We start from the raw sequence: 24,121 nt of genomic DNA on the forward strand, positions 1-24,121 counted from the left end.
TCAGGCCGTCGGGCGCATCGGCGGCACGAGCACCCGGTCGATCATGTAGACGGTGGCGTTCGAGGCATGGAAGCCCCCGCACACCACCGTCGCGTCGTTGATGTCGATTCCGGTGTCCGAGCGCGAGACGGTCACCTCACCGCCCTCAACGGTGCGATAGTGGCCGTCGAGCATCTTCGGCGGTATCGCGACCGGAAGCATGTGGTACGCAAGCAGTTTCAGCGCCGCCGAGGCGTCGGTCCGGAGCCGATCGACGGTGCCGGGATCCAGCTTCGTCAACGCCGACTCGTCGGGCACGAAGAGCGTGAACTGCGGACCGTCCCCCTGGTTCATCGACGCGCCCGCCCCCTTCAGCTCCGAGGGAAGCAGACCGTCCAAGGTGGCGCCGTCGGTGAACCTGCCGCAGCCCGGCCCGGTCAGTTCGCTGGGTTCGGCGGACTGCGGCGATAGCACCGTTTCGGGCGCGGTCGCCGAATCCCGCACTGCCACAGGGGAGAAATCGGTCGCGAAATCCCGGGGATCGAATCGGCATCCGCCGGTGGCGGCCACCGCGACGATCAGTGTGATCGCCGCGGCGGCCGGATAACGACTAGTTGGCATGCGCCGTGGACTTCTCCGCGTCCGAGGCCATGGCCGCGATCAGGCTCAGCGGACGCATATCGGTCCAGTTCTGCTCCACGTACGCCAGGCACTCGTCGCGGTTGCCCTGATGCACCGACTGCCAGCCGTCCGGAACCGGCGCGAAGTCCGGCCACAGCGAATGCTGGCCCTCCTCGTTCACCAGGACCGAGAAGCGGGCGTCCTCATCGTCGAACGGATTGCTGTCACTCATTTGCTGTCCCTTCGTGTTCCGGTGGTTGCGTGCGAGGCCGACCAGTGCCGGTTCGCGGTGGAGGACTGCTCGCCGCTCTGTTCCAGATGGCGGCGCAGCAGCGGCGCGATCTTGGCGAGCGCCTCCGGGGTACCCATATCGACGTGCGAGCACGCGATGAAGTGCTCGAAGATCTCACCCCGGACGAAGTGCCGCCAGGGGTCCGCGCCACAGGTCGGCACCTCGCGGCTGCCGTTGGACATCGTCGAACTGTCTTCCGTGGCAGTGAAATACAGCAGATCACCATCGTAGGGCGCGGGCTGGAAGCGGTAGCCCATGCTGGTGCCCGCCAGATAGCCCGCGTACATCCGCTCCACGTGCGCGGCACTGAGCGAGCCGATCGGGCCCTGATGCTCGTGCAGCAGTTCCGCCGCCCGCTCGGCCGTCACGTTCGACGCGGCCAAGCTGGCATCGCCCAGCAGAGCGGCCAGCAGTTCCCCGGCGCTCGGATCCGCGATCTCCGGCTCGTCGGCGAGAATGCGGCTGTCGAGCATGGCCAGCAGCTGCACCTGCTCGCCCTCCGCTTCGAGCCGCAGCGCGATCTGATACGCGATCAGACCGCCGAGCGACCACCCGAGCAGCAGATAGGGCCCTTCGGGCTGCACGGTCTTCATCTCGCGGATATAGCGCTGGGCCAGTTGCTCGATGGACTCGATCCCGCACTCGTCCTCGGTCAGGTGCGGCAGTTGCAGACCGTACACCGGCCGCTGCGGTTCCAGGTGCGGAAGCAATCCGGTGTAGCTCCAGGCCACCCCGCTGACCGAGTGCACGCAGAACAGCGGCGGCAGGGTGCCCGCGGCGCGCAACGGCAGCAGCGGATCCAGCGCCGCCTCGACCGCGTCCACCCCGACCGGCCCGTCGATCCGCGCGGCGATACCGGCGGGTGTCGGATCCAGGAACAGCGCCTGCATCGGCACCTCGACGCCGTGCTTGTCCCGCAGGGCCGCAACGACACTCGTCGCCAGCAGCGAGTTGCCGCCGCGTTCGAAGAAGTTGTCGTCGACGCCGACCTGCTCCACGCCGAGCACCTCGGCGAAGGCCGCGCACACCAGCGTCTCGCCCGCGGTCACCGGTGCCCGGTAGGCCGCCGCGGCGAGCAGCACCGGTTCGGGCAGCGCCGCCCGATCCAGCTTGCCCGCCGGGGTGATCGGCAGTGCGTCCAGCACCGTGACCGCCTGCGGCACCATGTATCCCGGCACCTGTGCCGCGACATGCCGGCGCAGCTCGGCGGCGTTCACCTCGACTCCCGGCTCACCGCACACGTACGCGGCCAGAATCGTCGCGCCGTTGTCCATCTCGTAGCCGATGGTCGTGGCGGCGGCGACGTCCGGATGCCCGGCCAGCGCGGCGTCGATCTCACCGAACTCGATGCGGAACCCGCGGATCTTCACCTGATCGTCACTGCGGCCGAGGTATTCGATCTCGCGCTGGCCCGCCCGGGAGATCCACCGCACCAGGTCACCGGTGCGGTACATCCGCTCCCCGGACTCACCGAAGGGGTTCGCCACGAACCGTTCCGCGGTCAGTCCCGGCCTGCGGTGGTATCCGCGAGCGAGTCCGACACCGGCCAGATACAGCTCGCCGGGCACGCCCATCGGCACCGGCCGCAGCCGGGTGTCGAGCACGGTGACCGCGAATCCGCGCAGCGGACCGCCGATCGTGACGGGCACCCCCGGCCGCAGCCGGTTGTTGATCGTCGCGGCCACGGTGGCCTCCGACGGACCGTACGCGTTGAGCATGGTCCGCTGCGGTGAGGCCGCGGAGACCCAGCGCTCGACGAGCTCGGATCCGGTGCGGTCACCGCCGACCATGATCATCTCCAGGTCGCCGAGACCGGCCGGGTCCACGGTCGAGAGCGCCGCCGGGATGATGAACGCGTGCGTCACCCGTTCCGCGCTCAGGAACTCGCGCAGTTCCCGGCCGCCGAACATGGACGCGTCGGCGAGCACCAGCGTCGCGGCCGAACCCAGTGCCAGCAGCACCTCGAGGATCGCGGCATCGAAGCTGGGCGAGGCGAAGTGCAGCACCCGGGATCGGGCGGTGACGCCGCAGCGCTGTGCCAGTTCCCTGGTGAAGTTCGCCAGACCCGCGTGAGTGACGCTCACGCCCTTGGGAAGTCCGGTCGAGCCCGAGGTGTAGATCAGGTACGCCGGATTCTCGATCCGCGGACCGCCCCGTTCCGCGTCGCCGATCGGCGCATCGGACCGGGACCGCACATCCGCCGCGAAGGACGGATCATCCAGTGCCAGCCACGCCGGCCCCTCGGGCAGATCGGCCCGCTTGCGCTCGACGGTCAGGCCGATCCGGACCTCGGAGTCGGCGATCATGTGCGCCTTGCGCTGTGCCGGGTACGAGGGATCGACCGGCACGAACGCGGCGCCGGTCTTGATCACCGCGAGCATGGCCCGCACCGACTCGATGGAACGGGGAATACCCAGCGCCACACAGTCTTCCGGTCCGACTCCACGGCTCAGCAGCGCTCGCGCCAACCGGTTGGTCGAGCGATCGAGCTGGTCGTAGCTCATCTGGATCTCCCGGTCGCGCAGCGCGACACCGCCGGGAGCGGCGGCCACCGCGGCCGCGAACAGCTCCGGGAAACTCGACGGCGCGGCCGATTCCCGCCCGCGGGCCGGAGCCAGCAACTGCTCCTCCTGCTCGTCGAGCAGCTCGTAATCCCCGACCGCCATACCGGGCCGGGCGATCGCGGCCAGCAGCACCCGCAGGAACCGATCTCGCAGCCCGGCCGCGGTCGAGGCGTCGAACAGGTCCGTCGCATAGGTGAGGCTGACGTCGATGCCGTTCGGAACACCGTGTGCCGTATGCGATTCCGCGAGCGTGAACTGCAGATCGAACTTGGCCACCTCGAACGCCGCGTCCTCGACGATCGCCTCCACGTCCGACAGGCGCGGCATGGCCGGGATCGTGTTGTGCACCGAGAGCATCACCTGGAACAGCGGATGATGCGCGGCCGATCGGGTCGGCTGCACCGCTTCCACCAGACGTTCGAACGGCACGTCCGCGTGCGCGAAGGCGTCCAGGTCGGTTTCGCGCACGGTATCGAGCAGCGCTTCGAAGGACCGATCACCCTCGACCGCCGTGCGCAGCACCAGGGTGCCGACGAACATGCCGATCAGCGCGTCCAGCTGTGGATCGACGCGTCCACCGATCGGCGTGCCCACCAGCACGTCCTTCGTGCCGCCGAGCCGGGCCAGCAGGACCGCCAGCGCGGCGTGCAGCACCATGAACAGGCTGACGCCGTGCATGCGGGCGAGTTCGATCAGTTCCTCGTGCAGATCGGCGTCGATCCGCGCGAACACCGTCGCACCGTGCTGGGAGGGCACCGCCGGGCGAGGACGATCGGTCGGCAGGGTGAGGCAGTCCGGCGCATCGGCCAGCATGGTCGTCCAGTAGGCCAATTGCTGTGCGGCGGTGCTCTCCTGGTCCTGTTCGCTGCCCAGCACCTCGTGCTGCCACAGGCTGAAGTCGGCGTACTGCACCGGCAGCGGCGCCCACTGCGGCGCACCGCCCCGGCAGCGGGCCGCGTACGCGGTGGCCAGATCCATCGCGAGGGGTCCGGCCGAGCCGCCGTCCGCGGCGATGTGATGCATGACCAGCACCAGCAGATGCTCGTCGCGGTCGATCCGCAGTACCCGGCCGCGAATCGGAACCTCTTGCGTCACATCGAAACCCGCACCGGTGAAGGTGCGCACGAACTCTGGGACGTCTTCCGGATCGATATCGAGCACCGGCACCGACCACGCCGGGTCCGCAGCGGGCACCACGACCTGGTGCGGTCCCTGCGCATCGACCGGGAACACCGTGCGCAGCACCTCGTGCCGCGCCACGATATCGCCGACCGACTCCTGCAGCGCGGCCGCGTCCAGCGCACCGCGCAGGCGCAGCACCAGCGGAATGTTGTACGCGCCGGAGGTGGTGTCGAAACGGTTCAGCAGCCACAACCGCTGCTGCGCCGGGGAGAGCGGAATGCGCGCGGGGCGCACCCCCGCGGCGAGCGCGGGCCGATCCCCGCCACCGGAGGCCAGCGCACGATCGATCAGCGCGCCCAGCTGTGCCGGAGTCGGATGCTCGAACACCGCGCGCACCTCGAGCCGATGACCGGACCGGGCGCTGATCCGCGCCACCAGCTGCGTCGCCGAGAGCGAGTTGCCGCCCAGGTCGAAGAAGCTGTGGTCGGCGCAGACCCGTTCGCGTCCCACCACCTCGGCCATCGCCTCGGCCACCAGCGTCTCGCCGGGAGTGCGCGGCGCGCGCCCGGTGTCGGGGATCATCCAGGCCGGTTCCGGCAGCGCACGCCGATCCAGCTTTCCGTTGGGGGTCAACGGGATCGCGTCCAGCACCGGGAAGGCCGCCGGAACCATGTGCGCCGGCAGGCGCTGCGCGGCATTGTCACGCAAGACGCGCACGTCCAGCGCCGCTCCGTCCAATCCCACCACATAGCAGACGATCTGCGCGCGACCGCCGTCGTCACGTCGAACCTCGGTGTGCGCGAAGCGAACTCCCTCGCACCCCGCGACGACCGCGGAGATCTCGCCGAGCTCGATCCGGAAGCCGCGCACCTTGACCTGATCGTCGGCACGGCCCACGAACACCAGCTCGCCGTCCACGTTCCAGCGCACCAGATCTCCGGTGCGGTACATCCGCTCACCGGTCCCGCCGAACGGATTGGCCACGAAGCGCTCGGCACTCAGGCTCGGCCGGCGATGATAACCCTGCGCCAGACCGATTCCGCCGGTGAACAATTCGCCCACCACGCCCGGAGCCACCGGCCGCAGGCGCGCGTCCAGCACCATCGCGGTCACACCGCGCATGGGCCGCCCGAGCACGATCGGCCGATCGGGATGCATCGGCTCGGAGAAGGTGGTGGCGATGGTGCCCTCGGACGGACCGTAGCCGTTGATCATGGCCCGCCCGCGTCCCCACTGTTCCACCAGTTCGCGATCGAAGGCCTCGCCGCCGACCACCAGCACCCGCAGCCCGGGCAGCGCCCAGCGCTCGGCGTCCATGCTCGCCAGCGCCGCGGGGGTGATGACCGCGTGGGTCACCGCCTGCGCGTCGATCAGCTCGGCCAGCGCGTCGCCGCCGTAGACGTCGATCGGGACGATCACCATCGTCGCGCCCGCACTCCAGGCCAGCAGCAACTCCAGCACCGCCACGTCGAAGCTCGGCGAGGCCAGATGCATGGTGCGCGAACCACGTTCGACACCGAAGCTGATCCGCTGCACCTCGGCGCAGTTGAACAGACCACGGTGGGTGACCGCGACGCCCTTGGGCAGTCCGGTGGAACCGGAGGTGTAGATGACGTACGCGACGTTCTCGATGCTCAGCGGACGTACCCGCTCGGCCGCGCCGACCGCTGCGGAGGATTCCTCGGTCGCGGCGTCGGCGATCATCCACTCGATGCCGAGATCGGCCGGAAGCACATCGCGGTCCTTCTCGACCGTGAGACCGAACCGCACCGCCGAATCGGTCAGCATGTGCCGAATCCGATCCACCGGATGCCGCACGTCCACCGGCAGGAACGCCGCGCCGGTCTTGGCGATGGCGATCGCGCCGACCACCGACTCGATCGAGCGGGCCAGACCCAGCGCGACCATCTCACCGGCGCCCACGCCACGGGCGATGAGTTTGCGCGCCAAGCGATTCGACCACTCGTCGAGTTCGCCGTAGGTCACCGTGCGGTCGCCGGACACCAGCGCCGGATGCTCCGGAGCCACCACCCGCGCGAACATCTCGGGCAGGGTGACCGGGGCCGCCGCGGTGGCGCCGCGTCCCGGAGCCAGCACCGACCGCTCCCACGCGCTGAGCAGATCCGCGTCGCCGACCGACATCCGCGGATCGGCCAGCACGGCGGTGAGCAGCCGCACGAACCGACGGCTCATGCGATCGGCGGTCGCGGTGTCGAACAGGTCCGTGGCGTAGGTCAGGCACATCTCGACGCCGTCCGGATCACCCTGCGCGGTCTGCGCCTCGGTGAAGGTGAATTGCAGGTCGCACTTGGCCAGACCGGGATCGACGGGGAAGTCCGCGACCGTCAGGTCCGGCAGCGCCACCGTGGGCACGCCCATGTTGGTGAGCGAGAGACTCACCTGGAACAGCGGGTGATGGGCCGTGGAGCGCACCGGGTTGAGCACCTCGACCAGCCGCTCGAACGGCAGGTCGGCATGAGCGAACGCGTCCAGGTCGGTATCGCGCACCGACCTGAGCACCTCGTCGAAAGAGGCCGCGCCGTCGATCCGGGTGCGCAGTACCAGGGTGCCGACGAACATGCCGATCAGGTCGTCGAGCGCGGCCGCGCCGCGCCCGGCGACCGCCGTGCCGATCGCGATATCGCCGGTGCCGGTGGTGCGGGCGATCAGGATCGCCAGTGCCGCGTGCAGCACCATGAACACGCTCACCTCGTGCTGGCGTGCCAGTTCGACCAGGCGAGTGTGTGATTCGGCGTCGATGCGCACCGAGGTCGAGGCCCCGCGGTGGGTGGCCACCACCGGACGCGGGCGATCGACCGGAAGCTCCAGGCATTCGGGCAGATCCGCGAGTGCCTCGGTCCAGTACGCGAGCTGGCGCGTCATCAGACTGTCCGGATCGTCCTCCGAGCCCAGCAGATCCCGTTGCCACACACTGAAATCGGCGTACTGCACCGCGAGCGGCGCCCACTCGGGGGCCGCGCCCTTGCGGCGCGCCTCGTACGCCGTCATCAGATCGGTCGCCAGCGGCGAGAGCGACCATCCGTCCGCCGCCACGTGATGCACCACGATCACCAGCACGTGCTCGTCCACGCCGACGCGCAGCACCGCCGCGCGGATCGGAATCTCGATCGCGAGATCGAAACCGGCACTGGCGAACTCGATGACATCCTCGGTGATTGATCCGGGCCCCGACACGATCTGCACCAGCGGCACCGCCGCCTCGGGCCGCACCACCTGGTGCGGACCCTGCGCGTCCTCGGGGAACACGGTGCGCAGCACCTCGTGCCGCCCGACCAGATCCGTGACCGCCGACTGCAGGGCGGCCATGTCCACCCGGCCCGAAAGTCGCAGTCCCGCAGCCACGTTGTAGGCGCCGGACTGGGTGTCGAAGCGGTTCAGGAACCACAGGCGCTGCTGCGCCAGCGACAGCGGCACCCGATCCGGGCGCTCACCGGCCACCAGAGTCGGCCGGGGTGCGAGCCCCGAACCGGCGACCTCGTCCAGCAGCGCGGCCAGGCCGGCGGTGCTCGGATGCTCGAACACCGCGCGCACCGCGAGCTGATGACCCGATTCGGCGGCGATGCGCGCGATCAGCTGGGTCGCCGACAGCGAGTTGCCGCCCATCTCGAAGAAGCTGCTGTCCGCGTGCACCTGGTCGTGGCCGAGCACGTCGGCCATCACCATCGCCACCAGCTTCTCGTTCGGGGTGCGGGCCGCACGCCCGGACTCCCCGATCGACCAGACCGGCTCGGGCAGTGCCCGGCGGTCCAGTTTGCCGGTGGGCGACAACGGGATCGAGGACAGCGGTGTGAAGCTCGAGGGCACCATGTGCACCGGCAGCCGGTCGGCCACGGCCGTGCGCAGCCGGGCCGGATCCACCAGCGCGGGATCATCGCTCTCCGCGACGACGTAGCACACGATGGCCTGACGATCGCGGGGATCGTTCCGAATCTCGGTGTGGGCGAAGCGGATTCCCTCGACATCGGTGACGACGGTGCTGATCTCGCCCAGCTCGATCCGGAAGCCGCGCATCTTGACCTGATCGTCACTGCGCCCCACGAACGTCAGCACACCCGAGGTCATCCAGCGCACCACGTCACCGGTGCGGTACATCCGCTCCCCCGGCGTGGTGGCGAACGGGTTGGCCAGGAAGCGTTGCGCGGTCAGGCCGGAACGGCGGTGGTACCCGCGCGCCAGGCCCTCGCCGCCGATGTACAGGTCACCGGAGACCCCCGGCGGGACCGGGCGCATGCGCTCGTCGAGCACGACCAGCGAGGTGCCGCGGATCGGGCCGCCGAGCACCACCGTCGGATCCGAGGACATCGGATCGGAGATCGTGCTCATGATGGTGGTCTCGGTCGGACCGTAGCCGATGTGCAGTTCCCGGCCGGGCGCCCAGCGCGCGACCAGGTTCGGATCCACCGCCTCACCACCGACCGAGAGGGTCCGCAGCTTCGGCAGCGGCCAGCGCACGACGTCGATGCTCGCGAGGGCGGCCGGGGTGATGAACGCATGGCTCACCTCTCGGCGATCGAGCACCGCGGCGAGTTCCTCGCCGCCGTACACCCCCGGTGCCACGATCACCATGGTCGCCGCACCGCCCCATGCCAGCAGCAGTTCGAGCACCGAGGCATCGAAACTCGGCGAGGCGAAATGCAGTGTCCGGCAAGTGGAATCGAGAGAGTAGCGGGTGCGCTGTTCGGCCGCGAATCCGGCCAGGCCGCGGTGGGTCACCGCGACGCCCTTGGGCACACCGGTCGAGCCCGAGGTGTAGATGACGTATGCGACGTGATCGGCGCTCAGATACCGCACCCGATCCGAATCCGACACCGGCGCAGCCGATTCGAACGTCTCGAGCTCGGCCAGCGAGAGCCAGTTCAGCTCCGCGGGCAGCGCGCCGACCTCTGCCTCGACGCTCACGCCCAGCAGCGCACCGGAATCGGTGAGCATGTGCCGGATCCGGTCGGCCGGGTAGCGCACGTCCACCGGGACGAAGGCCGCGCCGGTCTTGGCGACCGCCACGGTGGCGAGCACCGATTCCATCGAACGGGGCAGTCCCAGCGCGACCATGTCGCCGGGGCCGACGCCCCGGGCGAGCAAGGCCCGTGCGATCCGGTTCGAGCGCTCGTCCAGCTCCCCGTACGTCATCGAGCCCTCGTCGGAGACCAGTGCGATCTGATCGCGGTCCGCGGCCGCGGCCGTGAACAGCTCCGGCAGGGTCGCGGTGACCGGGCTGCCCACCCCGCGCGCCGGGGCGAGGGTGGAACGCTCCGGCACCGAGAGCAGGTCGATATCGCCGACCGCCGCGAAGGGCCGGCTGCTGATCCCGGCCAGCAACCGGAGGTACCGATCGCTGAGCCGCCGGGCCGTGTCGGCCTCGAACAGGTCCGTGGCATAGGTCAGGCAGACGTCGATGCCCTCCGGATCGCCCTGTGCGGTATGCGATTCGGTGAAGGTGAACTGCAGATCGAACTTGGCGATCTCGAGCGCGATCTCCTCGATCTCGACCCGCACCTCACCCAGCTTCGGCAGCCGCGGCATGGCGTCGTGCACCGACAGCATCACCTGGAACAGCGGGTGATGCGCGGTCGACCGCAGTGGGTCCAGTGCCTCCACGAGCCGCTCGAAGGGGATGTCGGCGTGCGCGAACGCGTCCAGGTCGATATCGCGCACCGCGGACAGCAGATCGCTGAACGAGCCCGACCGGTCGATCGGGGTGCGCAGCACCAGCGTGCCCGCGAACATGCCGATCAGCGGATGCAGTCGCGAATCCGCGCGACCCGAGATGGGCGTACCCACCGTCACATCGTCGGTTCCGGCCAGGCGGGCCAGCAGGACCGCGAGCACGGCGTGCAGCACCATGAACAGGCTCACGTCGTGATCGCGGGCGAGCCGCACCAGCGCCGCGTGCGAGGACCCGTCCAGCCGCGACAGCACCGTCGAACCCCGGTAGGACTGCGTCGCCGGACGTGACCCGTCGATCGGCAGTTCCAGGCGTTCGGGCAGTGCCGCGAGCTTTTCGCGCCAGTAGGCCAGTTGACCGGCCGCGACGCTGTCGGAATCGCCCTCTTCGCCCAGCAGTTCGCGCTGCCAGAGGCTGAAATCGGCGTACTGAACCGGCAATTCGATCCACTCCGGAGCGTTGCCGGACCGGCGGGCGGCGTAGGCGAAGGCCAGATCCGCCGCCAGGGGTGCGGCCGAGCCGCCGTCGGCGGCGATGTGGTGCATCACCACGACCAGCACGTGCTCGTCCGGCGCGAGGCGAAGCAGTTCCGCGCGCAGCGGAAGGTGCACGGCCAGATCGAATCCGGCGGCCGCGAGGGTCCGCAGCCGATCCTCGACCTCACCGGGGGCCGAGTCCACGACCGGCAGCGCGAACGCCGCGTTCTCGATGGGCTGGATCACCTGGTGCGGGCCCTGTGCGTCCTGCGGGATCAGGGTGCGCAGCGATTCGTGCCGGGCCACCACATCACCCAGGGCCGCGTGCAGCGCGGCGGTGTCGAGCGCACCGTGCAACCGCAGCGCGATCGGGATGTTGTAGGCCCCCGATCCGGTGTCGAACCGGTTCAGGAACCACAGTCGCTGCTGCGCCGGGGACAGCGGAATCCGCTCCGGGCGATTGCCGCGCGAGAGCTCCGGAAGGCCCGAGTCACCTTGTGCCAGAGCCTGATCCAGCATCCGCGCCAATCGCTCGGGCGTCGGATGCTCGAAGACCGCGCGCACGCCCAGATTGCGGCCGGTGGCCGCGGCGATCCTGGCCACCAGCTGGGTGGCCGAGAGCGAGGTGCCGCCGAGTTCGAAGAAGTCGTGATCGGCGCAGACCTGATCACGGCCGATGATCTCGGCCATCGCCGAGGCCACCAGCACCTCGCTGGGGGTCTCGGGAACCCGTCCGGCCTCCGATACCTCCCAGGTCGGCTCCGGCAGCGCGCGCCGGTCCAGCTTTCCGCTGGGCGACAGCGGGATGTCCTGCAGCACCACGATCGCCGAGGGCACCATGTAGCCGGGCAGTTCCGCGGCCGCGTGCGCGCGCACCGCCTGGGTCTCGACCAGCGTCCCGGCGGTCGTCGCGACATAGCAGACGATTCGCGGCGTGCCGTTGTCGTCCTGCCGGATCTCGGTGTGGGCGAACCGGATTCCCGCGAATCGGCCGATGGCGACATTGATCTCGCCCAGCTCGATCCGGAAACCGCGGATCTTCACCTGATCGTCGCCGCGACCGACGAAGACCAGATCCCCCGACGCCGTCCAGCGCACCACGTCGCCGGTGCGGTACATCCGCTCCCCCGGGACCGCCCCGAACGGGTTCGCCACGAAACGCTGTGCGGTGAGCGCGTTGCGGTCCACGTAACCGCGGGCCAGACCCGCACCCGTCACGTAGAGCTCACCCGCCACCCCGACCGGAACCGGCCGGAGGCGCGCGTCGAGCACCGCGACCGCGACACCCCGGATCGGACGGCCGAGCAGGACCGGCCCGCCGACCGCCAGCGCGTCCGAGATCACCGGCGCCACCGTGGCTTCCGACGGTCCGTACGCGTTGAACATCGACCGGTTCGGGGCCCAACGCGCCACCAGCTCCGCGCCGACGGCCTCGCCGCCGACCACCAGGCAGCGCAGTTCCGGCAGCGGCCGGCGCTCACCGTCGATGCTGGCCAGGGCGGCCGGGGTGATGAACGCGTGCGTCACGCGCTCGCGCTCGAGCAGCTCGGCCAGCTCGTCGCCGCCGAACGTGTCGGCGGAGGCGACCACCATGGTCGTGCCCGCGCACCAGGACAGCAGCAGTTCCAGCACCGACGCGTCGAAGCTCGGCGAGGCGAAATGCAGTGTGCGCGAATCCGAATCCACACCGTAGCGATCGCGCTGCTCGAAGGCGAAGCCGGCCAGGCCGCGATGGGTGACCGCGACGCCCTTGGGCACACCGGTCGAACCCGAGGTGTAGATCACGTACGCCACGTCCTCGACGGCCAGCGCGCGGATCCGATCCGAATCCGTCACCGCCGCAGCCGATTCGTGCACCGGATCGGCATCCACGAAGTGCCAGCGCACCGGCAGATCACCGGGCAGCAGCGCCAGATCCGCGGGCATGGACAGACCGATCCGCGCGCCGGAGTCGGTGAGCATGTGCCGAATCCGCTCGGCCGGATGCCGCACGTCCACGGGCAGATAGGCCGCACCGGTCTTGGCGACCGCGACCGTGGCGACCACCGATTCCAGCGATCGCGCCAAGCCCAGGGCCACGACGGTTCCGGGGCCCGCACCCTGTGCGATCAGGGTGCGCGCCAATCGATTCGACCACTCGTCGAGTTCGCGATAGGTCAGGCTCCGCGCCTGGGCGACGATCGCGATCCGATCGGGGTCCCCGGCCGCGGCGGCGAAAAGCTCCGGCAGCGTGCGGATGTCCTGGAAGTCCGGCCCGGGTACGGGGGCCAGCGCCCGGAACTCCTCGGCGGCCAGCAGTTCCAGATCGCCCACCGCGATCTCCGGTGCGGCCACCGCCGCCGAGAGCACCCGCACGAAGCGGTCTCCGAAGCTCACCGCCGTGGTCTCGTCGAACAGATCGGTGGCGTAGGTCAGGCACAGTTCGAGCCCGCCGACGGGATCCCCCGCCGGCGCCTCGCCGAAGGCGAACTGCAGATCGAACTTCGCCACCAGCGGATCGACGCGATGCACCGATACGCTCAGGTCCGGCAGCCGCAGGGTCGGCGCGGCGAAGTTGTCCAGTGACAACGACACCTGGAAGAGCGGGTGATGCGCGCTGGAGCGCGCCGGGTTCAGCGCCTCCACGAGCCGCTCGAACGGGAGCTCGGCGTGCCCGAACGCCTCCAGATCGGTCTCGCGCACCGAGCGCAGCAGGTCCTCGAAGGAACTTCCGCCCTCGATGGTGGTGCGCAGCACCAGGGTTCCGACGAACGCGCCGATCAGGTGATCGAGTTCGGGTTCGGAACGTCCGGCGATCGCGGTGCCGATGGCGATGTCCGAGCCGCCGCCCGATCGCGCCAGCACGACCGCGAGCACCGCGTGCAGCACCATGAATTCGCTGACGTCGTAGTGCCTCGCCAGCGCGATCAGCCGCTTGTGCACATCGCCGTCGACCCGGGTGCGGATCGAGGCCCCGCGATGGGTGGCGACGGCCGGGCGCGGACGATCCAGCGGCAGCTCGAGGCAGTCCGGGAGTCCGGTCAGTCGAGTCCGCCAGTACCGCAGGTGTTTCGCGGCCACGCTGTCCGGATCGTCCTCGCTGCCCAGCAGTTCACCGTGCCAGATCGCGAAATCGGCGTACTGCACCGCGAGTGGGGCCCACTGCGGCGCGCGGGCCGCGCGGCGGGCCTCGTACGCGGTCATGAGATCGGCCGCCAGCGGCGCCAGCGACCAGCCGTCCATCGCGATGTGATGCAGGATCAGCACCACGATGTACTCGTCGCCGCCGCTGCGCAGCAGTTCGATCCGCAGCGGCGGTTCCGAGGTCAGGTCGAAGCCCGCCTCGGTGGAGATCTCGATGTGGTACTCGACCTCGAGCGGGCTCACCTCGATGCGCGAAAGCGTCACCGGCACTTCGTCCGCGGGCCGCACGACCTGGTGCGGTCCCTGGGCATCCTGGGGGTACAGCGTCCGCAGGATCTCGTGGCGCGCGATCACGTCGGCGAGCGCCTCACGCAGCGCCGACTCGTCCAGTTCGCCGCGCAGACGCAGCGCCACCGGAATGTTGTACGCGCCCGAACCGGTGTCGAGCTGGTTCAGGAACCACAGTCGCCGCTGTGCCGAGGACAGCGGCACCCGGCCGGGACGCGCGAGCGTGCCCAGACGCGGTCGGTCCGGGACTATCTCGCCCGCGGCGCGATCCACCAGCAGGGCCAGTCCCTCGGGCGTCGGGTGCTCGAAGACCTCGCGCACCGCGAGCCGATGTCCGCAGGCGATCGCGATCCGCGCGACCAACTGGGTCGCCGAGAGCGAGTTACCGCCCAGCTCGAAGAAGCTGTGATCGGCGCAGACCCGTTCGCGCCCGATCACCGCGGCCATGGCCGCGGCCACCAGGATCTCGGTCGGCGTCGCGGGCTCACGGCCGTCGACCGGCTCGGACCACGCCGGTTCGGGCAGGGCGCGCCGATCGAGTTTGCCGCTGGGCGACAACGGAATCGAGTCCAGCGCGACGACCGCGGACGGCACCATGTAGGCGGGCAGGTGAGCCCCGGCGTGCGCGCGCAGCGCCGGAACATCCAGGGCGCCCGTATCGGCCCGGACGTAGCACACGATCTGCGCGCGTCCGGCCTCGTCGTCACGAACCTCGGTGTGCGCGAATCGAATTCCCGGATAGCCCGCGATCACCGAGGTGATCTCGCCGAGCTCGATGCGGAAGCCGCGCACCTTCACCTGGTCGTCGCCGCGGCCGACGAACACGAGTTCGCCGCCCTCGGTCCAGCGCACCAGGTCACCGGTGCGGTACATCCGCTCACCGGCGATGCCGTGCGGGTCCGCCACGAAGCGCGACGCGGTCAGATCCGGCCGCGACGGATAGCCGCGCGCCAGCCCGGCTCCGCTGAGGTACAGCTCGCCGATCACGCCGACCGCGACGGGCCGCATCCGGCGATCCAGCACCGCCAGCCCCGCACCCTGGATCGGGCCGCCCAGCACGACCTGCTGCCCGGCCACCAGCGCATGGGACACGGCGGCGGCGATGGTCGCCTCGGAGGGACCGTAGGCATTGAACATGGCGCGGCTGGTGGCCCAGCGCTCCAGCAGTTCCGCGCCGACGGCCTCACCGCCCACGATCAGGCTGCGCAGGGCGGGCAGGCGGCGTTCGGCGTCCACGGTCGCCAGCGCGGCCGGGGTGAGGAACGCGTGGGTGACCTGTTCGCGTTCGAGCAGATCGGCCAGTTCGTCGCCGCCGTAGATCTGCGGCGAGGCCACCACCATGGTGGAACCCGCACCCCAGGACAGCAGCAGCTCGAGCACCGAGGCGTCGAAACTCGGCGAGGCGAAATGCAGTGTGCGCGAAGTCCCGTCGACATCGAAACGACCGGCCATGGTGCGGGCGAAGTTCGCGATACCGGTGTGCGGGACCGCGACGCCCTTGGGTGTTCCGGTCGAGCCCGAGGTGTAGATGAGGTACGCGGGATGCGAGTGCCGCAGCGGCGCGACGCGATCCGCGTCGGTGATCGGCGCGTCCGAGTGGCTCGCGATGACGGCGGCGAACTCCGGATCGTCCAGAGTCAGCCAGTGCACGCTGGTGGGCAGCTCGCCGTGCTGCTCGGCGATCGTCAGGCCCAACCGCGTACCGGAGTCGTCGAGCATGTGCTGCTTGCGCTGCATCGGGTAGGCCGGATCGACGGGCAGGAACGCCGCTCCGGCCTTGGTCACCGCGATGGTAGCGACGACCGATTCGAGGGAGCGCGGAATGCCCAGTGCCACGGTGTGTTCCGGACCGACGCCGCGGGCGATGAGCACCCGTGCGAGCCGGTCGGTCATCCGATCCAGCTCGGCGTAGGTCAGTTCGCGGCGGCCGCAGCGCACCGCGACGGCGCCGGGATCGAGCGTGGCGGCGGCGGTGAAGATCTCCGCCAGCGTCAGCACCGGGCCCGAGTGGGGTCCGGTCACCGGCGCGAGGGCGTGCGCCTCGACCGCCGTCAGGAGCGGCAGATCACCGATGAGCAGGGTGGGGTCCGCGGCCGCGGCGGCGAGCATCCGGGTGAAGCGTTCGATGAACCGCAGCGCGGTGGACTCGTCGAACAGGTCGGTGGCGTAGGTCAGGCTCAGGTCGATCCCGGCCGGATCGCCCTGTGCCGTGCGCGTCTCCACGAGGGTGAACTGCAGATCCCAGCGGGCCGCACTGGTGTCGATCGCCGCTGCGGTGCACCGCAATCCGGGCAGCTCGACGGTCTCCACGACGGAGTTGTGCACCGACAGCATGACCTGGAACAGCGGGTGATGCGCGGTCGAGCGCACCGGCTCGAGCACCTCGACCAGGCGCTCGAACGGCAGGTCCGCGTGCGCGAACGCGTCCAGATCCGAATCACGCACCGAGCGAAGCAGATCCGCGACCGACGCGCTGCCGTCCACTGCCGTGCGCAGCACGAGGGTGCCGACGAACATACCGACCAGCTCGTCCAGCTGCGGGTCCGCACGGCCCGCGATCGGCGTGCCGATCGCCACGTCGTCGGTGGCGGCCAGGCGGGCCAGCATCGTCGCGAGCACCGCGTGCAGCACCATGAACACGCTGACGCCGTGCCGCTTCGCCAGTTCGGTCAGCGCGGCGTGCGCTCGCGCGTCCATCCGATCACGCAGCGTCGCACCGCCATGGGTGGCCACCAGCGGGCGCGGCCGGTCGGTCGGCAGTTCCAGGCATTCGGGCAGATCCGCGAGCCGCTCACGCCAGTAGCCGAGTTGACGGGCGATCGGGCTCGCCGGATCGTCCTCGCTGCCGAGCCATTCCCGCTGCCACACACTGAAATCGGCGTACTGCACCGGCAGCGCCGGACGGGCGATCCCCGCGCCGGAGCGCCGGGCCTCGTAGGCCGCCACCAGATCCGCGGCCAGCGGCGTGAGGGACCAGCCGTCCGCGGCGATGTGATGGATCACCACGACCAGCACCTGGTCCTGTGCGGTGAGCGTGAACAGGCCCGCGCGGATCGGGATCTGCTCCGCGAGATCGAAACCGCTGGAGGCGAAATCGAGCGTATCGGTCTCCAGGGTGGCCTCGTCCGAGACCATCTGGGCGAAGGGCACCGTGACGCTCGTCCGCACCGTCTGATGCGGACCCTCGGCATCCTCGGGGAAGATCGTGCGCAGCACCTCGTGCCGGTCGACCACGTCCGACAGCGCGAACTGCAGTGCGGCCGTGTCCAACCGGCCCGACAGGCGCAATCCCACCGCGATGTTGTACGCGCCGGAATCGGTGTCGAAGCGGTTCAGGAACCACAGGCGCTGCTGCGCCGGAGACAGCGGCACCCGCGCGGGCCGCTGCCCGGCCCGCAGCGCCACACGGCCACCGGTGCCGGCGATCGATTCCAGCTGCGCGGCCAGCGCACCCACGGTCGGTGCCTCGAAGAGCGTCCGCACCTGCACCGCGGTCTCGAGCAGAACGCTCAGTCGCGCCGCCGCCCTGGTCGCGAGCAGCGAATTGCCGCCGCGGCCGAAGAAGTCGTCGTCGAGGCCGATCCGATCGACGCCGAGCAACTCCTCGTAGGCCGTGGCCACCAGGCGTTCGACGCGTGTCGCCGGGGCCCGGTACAGGGCCGAGGCGAACACCGGCTCGGGCAACGCGCGGCGGTCGACCTTGCCGGTGCTCGTCATCGGCAGGGCCGCCAACACCATGAGCGCGGCCGGAATCATGTAGGCGGGCAACACGGCCGCCAGCCGGGCCTTGACCGCGTCCGCGTCCACCGCGCGCCCGCTGACGGGCGCGAGGTAGGCCACCAGCTGATCGCCGCCGGACGCATCGGCGCGCGCGACGACCACCGCGGTCTCGACATCGTCCTGCGCCAGCAGCGCGGCCTCGATATCGCCCAGTTCGATGCGGAAGCCGCGGATCTTGACCTGGAAATCGGTGCGGCCGTGGTACTGCAGCTCCCCGGAGGTGTTCCAGGACGCCATATCGCCGGTGCGGTACATCCGCTCACCGGCGGCCGAGGCGAAGGGATCGGACACGAACCGCTCGGCGGTGAGCACGCCGCGGCCCGAATAACCGTGCGCGAGCTGAGCTCCCGCGAGGTACAGATCTCCCACCACGCCCGCGGGCACCGGGCGCAGTCGCGAATCGAGCACGTAGACCCGGGTGTTCCACTCCGGCCGCCCGATCGGCACCGTCTCGGTGTCGACGGCATCGACCCGATGCGCGGTCACCGAGACCGCGGCCTCGGTGGGGCCGTACAGGTTCCACAGCTCGATGTGCGGGTTGGCACGCCGGAATCGCTGTGCGGTCGCCGCGGGCAGAGCCTCGCCGATGGCGAGCACGAGCCGTACGCTCGCGGGCAACTCGGCCTGGGGTTCGGTCAACAGGGTGGACAACAGCGAGGGCACCAGGTGCAGCACCGAGACCCGCTGCTTGCCGATCAGGGCGGCGAGGTAGGACGGATCGCGATGCCCGTCGGGCGCCGCGACCACGGTCCGGCCGCCGACGAGCATGGCCGAGTAGAACTCCCACACCGACAGATCGAAGGTGGCGGCGGTCTTGAGCAGTACGGTGTCGTCGCCGTCCAGCCCGAATGTCGCACGCTTCCACAGCAATTGGTTCACCACCGCCCGGTGCGGCACGGCCACGCCCTTGGGGCGCCCGGTCGAGCCGGAGGTGAAGATGATGTACGCGGTGTGATGCGGGCGCAGCGGCGTGCGCCGCTCCCGATCGAGAACGGCGTGCGACGGCAGCCCCGAGAGGTCCAGCGAGTCGATCTCGATGATCGGCGCGGTGGCCGCGGGCAGGGCGGCGACGTCGGCGCCGGTGCTGAGCACACACAGCGGCGCCGCGGTGTCGAGAATGTATTGCAGGCGTTCGGAGGGCTGATCCGGATCCAGCGGGACGTACACGCCACCGGCGACCACCACGGCGTACATGCCGATCAGCAGCTCCACCGAGCGGCGCACGGCGAGGGCGACCCGGACCTCGGGGCCGACGCCGATCGAGATCAGGTGCCGGGCAAGGCGATTGACCTCGTCGGAGAACTCGCCGTAGGTCAGGGCCGCGGGGTCGGCGTCGCGACCTCGATCGGCCACGATCGCCACCGCCGCCGGGGTGCGGGTGGCCTGTGCGAGGAAGAGCGAGGCCAGCGTCTGCCGGGTGTCCACCGGATTTCCGGTCGCGTTCCAGCCGTGCAGGATTCGCGTGCGCTCGGACGGGTCCAGGACCTCGAGGTCGCCGACTGCCCGGCTCGGGTGAGCGGCCGCGTCGGTCAGCAGACGGGTGAAGCGGCCCGCGAAGCTCGCCACGGTCGAGGCGTCGAAAAGATCGGCGGCATAGACGAAATGGCCGCTGATCCCGGCCGGTGCGCCGTGCTCGTCGTAGGTGTCGGTCAGGACCAGCTGCAGATCGAATTGCGCTACGCCGGTTTCGATCTCACGGCCGGACACCTCGAGTCCCGGCAGTTCCACCGATACCCGGCCGAGGTTCTGGAAGGAGAAACCGATCTGCACCAGCGGATGCCGGGCGGTGGAACGGACCGGATTCAACTCCTCGACCAGGCGCTCGAACGGCACCTGCGCGTGCGCGAACGCCGCCAGGTCGGTCTCGCGCTGCCGGCCCAGCAGGGCGTGGAAGGACTCGCCCGCGTCGAGCCGGGCACGGAAGACGACCGTATTGACGAACATGCCGATCAGGGTGTCCAGCTCGCGCTCGCCGCGCCCGGCCACCGGAGTGCCGACCGCGATGTCGAGTCCGCCCGAGAGCCGCGCCAGCAGCACCGAGAACGCCGAGTGCACCGCCATGAACAGGGTGGCGTCCGTCTCGCGCGCGAGCCGGATCAGATCGGCGTGCACCGCGGCGTCCACCGCGACATCCACCTTCGCGCCGCGGAAGGACTGCACCGCGGGGCGCGGGCGGTCGTACGGGAGAGACAGCTCGTCGGGCAGATCGGCCAGCTGGGCCCGCCAGTACTCGAGCTCGGTCGCCGCCGGACCGGAGTCCTGTCCGGTCTCGAGCAGTTCGGCCTGCCACAGGCTGTAGTCGGCATACTGCACCGGCAGTGCGGTCCACTCCGGAGCACGGCCGGCGAGCCGGGCGCCGTAGGCCACGGACAGATCGGCGAACAGCGGAGCGAGCGACCAGCCGTCGGCCGCGATGTGATGGATCACCACGGCCAGCACGTGCACCGGGCCACCACCGGATTCGGTTGCGGCGCTGCGCAACAACTCGACCCGGAAGGGCGTCTCGTCGGTCAGGTCGAAGCCCCGGGCCGCGATGGCCCGGAGTGCGGCCTCGAGTCCGGTGTCGGGCACGTCGAGCGGTACCAGTGCGGGCGTGGCCGCATCCGCGTCGAGGATCCGCTGCCACGGCCCGTCGGCGCTGTCGGGGAATACCGTGCGCAGGGGCTCGTGCCGCGCGACGAGGTCCGCGACCGCCGCGCGCAGCGCCGCGACGTCGAGATCGCCCCGCAGGCGCAGCGCGAAGGGAATGTTGTAGGTGTACGCGCTCGGGTCGAACCGGTTGATGAACCACACCCGTTTCTGCGCGGGTGAGAGCGGAATGCGTTCCGGCCGTACGCGAGCCGTCAGCGCGGTGCCTCCGGTGTCGGGCGTGAGTTCCGACACCCGAGCGGCCAGGGCCGCCACCGTGGACTCCTCGAGCACCAGACGCACCGGCACCTTGGTGCCGACCGCATCGCCGATCCGCGCCGCGACCCGGGTCGCGATGAGCGAATTGCCGCCCAGGGTGAAGAAGCCGTCGTCCAGACCGACCTGCTCGACCTCGAGCAATTCCGCGAGCACGGTCGCCACCACGCGTTCGGCCGGCGTCCGCGGAGCCCGGTACTCGATGGTGGTCACGACGGGCTCGGGCAGTGCGCGCCGATCCAGTTTGCCGTTGGACGTCAGCGGAATCGCGTCGATCGGCACCAGCGCCGCGGGCACCATGTAGTCCGGTAGGCGCTCGGACAGAGCCTCGCGCAGCGACGGAAGATCAAGCGTCACATCCGATTCCGGCACCAGGTAGGCCACGATCCGGGGATCGGCCGGATTGTCCGCGCGCAGGATCACCGCGACCTGACGAACCTGCTCGAGCGCCAGCAGCGCCGCTTCGATCTCGCCGAGTTCGATGCGGAAACCGCGCACCTTCACCTGATCGTCCGCGCGGCCGAGGTATTCGAGTTCACCCGAGGCGGTCCAGCGGCCCAGGTCGCCCGCACGGTAGAGCCGGGACCCGGGCGCACCGAACGGGTCCGCCACGAATCGTCCCGCGGACAGCGCCGACTTACCGAGGTAGCCGCGGGCGAGCTGCGCGCCGGAGACATAGATCTCCCCCGCGACGCCGATCGGCGCGGGCCGCAAGCGACTGTCCAGCAGGAAGATTCCCAGTCCGGGGATGGCCCGGCCGATGCCGCCGCCACCGGACTCCGCGGCGGCGCGATCGAGCACGCGGTGCGTGACGTGCACGGTGGTCTCGGTGATGCCGTACATGTTCACCAGTCGCGGCGCGCGCTCCTCGTGCCGCCGGTACCAGTCCACGAGCCGGCGCGGATCCAGCGCCTCGCCGCCGAACACGATGTAGCGCAACGACAGTGGCTCGGCCGACGGGTTCTGCTCCAACTCGTCCCGATCGGCGTCCACCAGCTGCGCGAAGGCCGAGGGCGTCTGGTTGAGCACGGTCACGCGCTCGCGGCGCAGCAACTCGAGGAACTGCGCCGGGGAGCGCGAGGTCTCGTAGTCGACCACGACGAGCGTGCCGCCGTACAGCAGCGGACCCCACAGTTCCCACACCGAGAAGTCGAAGGCGTAGGAGTGGAACAGCGTCCACACGTCCCGATGATCGAACTCGAACGCGGGCTGGGTGTTCGCGAACAGGGTCAGCACATTCGCGTGCGGGATCTGCACGCCCTTGGGGCGTCCGGTCGAACCAGAGGTGTAGATGACATAGGCGACATTGCCCGCGGTCAGCGTGCCGATCCGCTCGGCGGCGGTGATCGGATCACGCTGTCCGGAAAGCAGATCGAAGGCGTCCAGATCCACCGTCGGCAGCGTGTCCGGCAGGTTCAGGCGCAGCGCCGAGGAGGTGATCGCGCAGGCGGGGCGGGCATCGTCGAGCATGTAGTCGATGCGGTCGGCCGGATAGTCCGGGTCGACGGGCAGATAGCCGCCGCCCGACTTGATCACGGCCAGCAGAGCGACGACCAGATCGATCGATCTGGGCAATGCGACCGCGACGAGCGTCTCGGGGCCGACTCCGCGCCGAATGAGTTCGCGCGCCAGGCGATTCGCGCGCCCGTCCAGCTCGCGATAGGTCAGTGCCACGCCGTCGTGGGTCACGGCGGTCGTCTCCGGATGCGCGGCAACGGCCGCGTCGAAGACCTCGGCGATCGTTCCGGTAGGTGCGGCGTGCGCCGGGACCGAAGCCCAGTCCCGCAGCACCAGATCCAGTTCCGCCGAGCCCATCACGGTCAGTTCGCCGAGGGCCGCTTCCGGTGCGGCGGAGAGGAACTCGGTGAGGTAGTCCAGGAAGCGCCGGTGGTGCGCGCGCAGTTCGTCCGCGGTGTATCGCGCCGGATTCGCCAGGAAGTCGACGTGCAGATCGCCTTCGCCCGAACCGTTGTAGATGGTGATCGAGAGATCCTCGACCGGCCCGGTCGAGAGCAGGTGCATGGTGGCGTCGGTGCCGCCGAAGCGAATCCCGTTGTGGAACAGCATGACATTGACCACGGGTCCGAAGAAGCTGCGGTGTTCGCCCACCGCGCCCCGGTCACGCTGCATGTCCTCGTGCCGGTAGCGCTGGTGCGCCAGGGCCTCGCGGATGGCCGGATCCACCTGGCCGACCAGATCGGCGACCGTCGCCTCCGCGGCGATATCGATGTGCAGCGGAACCACATTGGACACGTAGCCCGCGGACATGCGCAGTTCGGGGGTGGTGCGTGCCGTGACCGGAAGGCTGAGCGTGACCGCTTCCCTACCGGTCACCCCCGCCAGATATCCGGCCACGGCCGCGGTCAGCAGCGCCGGGCGTGAGGCGCCGAATCGCTCTCGCACCGCGCCGAGTTCGGCCGCGGATGCGGGAGCGAGCAATCCGCTCTCGACCGAACGGTCCGCCCCGGGCGGACCGTAACGATCGCTGAGGCTGAACGCCGAGCCGATGGCATCGAGGCGCCCGCGCCAGAACTGCTGGTCCTGAGCGAATTCCGGCGATTCGCGATAGGCGGACTCGGCCTCGTAGATCGAGTACAGGTCCGCTGCGTTCGAGGGGCTGGGTGCGCGGCCGTCGACGATCGCGTTGTAGTGCTCTGCGATTCGCGCGACCAGCAACATCGCACCGTAACCGTCGATGGCGATGTGGTGCATCTTCGCGTACCAGAAGTACTCGTCGTCGCCGACCCGCAGGGCGGCGGAGACGAACAAGCACTCGCCCAGCAGCGGAATCGGCACGGCCGCGTCGGCGCGCATCCAGCTCATGGCGGCGCCGCGCGGATCGTCGCAGGCCCGGAAGTCATGGCACGGGATTTCGATGTCGTCAGCGGGACCGACCAGTTGGACTGGGCTGCCGTCCACTTCAGCGATCGTCAAGCGGAGGCTCTGCAAATCTTCAGCACATAGACGTACCGCGTGCCCAAGGGTAACAACATCGAGCGAGCTGTGGATATCGAGGTATTGCGCCACCGTCAAAGGGACATCGGGGGCGATGTGCTGGGCGTTCCAAATGCCAATCTGAGCTGCCGACAAGGGGAAAGAGGAAGCGATGTCCGATGCGTCACGACCTGCAGGCTCTGAGGCCAGGGCGGTCATTCAAACACTCCATTCGCCGATAGAAAACTGCGGACACTAACCAACGCACGACAGCAACATCCCTGCAACGATCTAGTTAGGGTTCGGGCAGACCGGTCGACCGGATTGGTCCAAATACGAAATCAGTTGATATTCA

3 protein-coding genes are annotated in these 24,121 nt (G+C 69.9%); all 3 read right to left on the minus strand.

What is annotated here, in order from left to right; translation table 11 throughout:
* Genes NJ1_RS10430 through NJ1_RS10440 form a run of 3 tightly spaced genes read right to left on the minus strand, consistent with a single transcriptional unit; the run spans position 1 to position 23,985 of the window.
* The gene (locus NJ1_RS10430; protein WP_067691027.1) at positions 1–600 is read right to left on the minus strand and encodes a fasciclin domain-containing protein; all 600 of its coding nucleotides are present in this window, start codon (positions 598–600) and stop codon (positions 1–3) included.
* Positions 590–832 carry an MbtH family protein gene (locus NJ1_RS10435; RefSeq protein WP_067691029.1) on the minus strand — a complete coding sequence of 81 codons (243 nt, stop codon included), beginning with the start codon at positions 830–832 and terminating at the stop codon, positions 590–592. The genes NJ1_RS10430 and NJ1_RS10435 overlap by 11 nt, the downstream gene beginning before the upstream one ends.
* Positions 829–23,985 carry a non-ribosomal peptide synthetase gene (locus NJ1_RS10440; protein ID WP_084477963.1) on the minus strand — a complete coding sequence of 7,719 codons (23,157 nt, stop codon included), beginning with the start codon at positions 23,983–23,985 and terminating at the stop codon, positions 829–831. Before NJ1_RS10440 ends, NJ1_RS10435 begins: the two co-directional genes overlap by 4 nt.
* Between the last annotated feature and the right edge of the window lie 136 nt (positions 23,986–24,121).

Origin of the sequence: Nocardia jejuensis NBRC 103114 (assembly GCF_001613145.1) — a bacterium.
Lineage (GTDB): Bacteria > Actinomycetota > Actinomycetes > Mycobacteriales > Mycobacteriaceae > Nocardia > Nocardia jejuensis.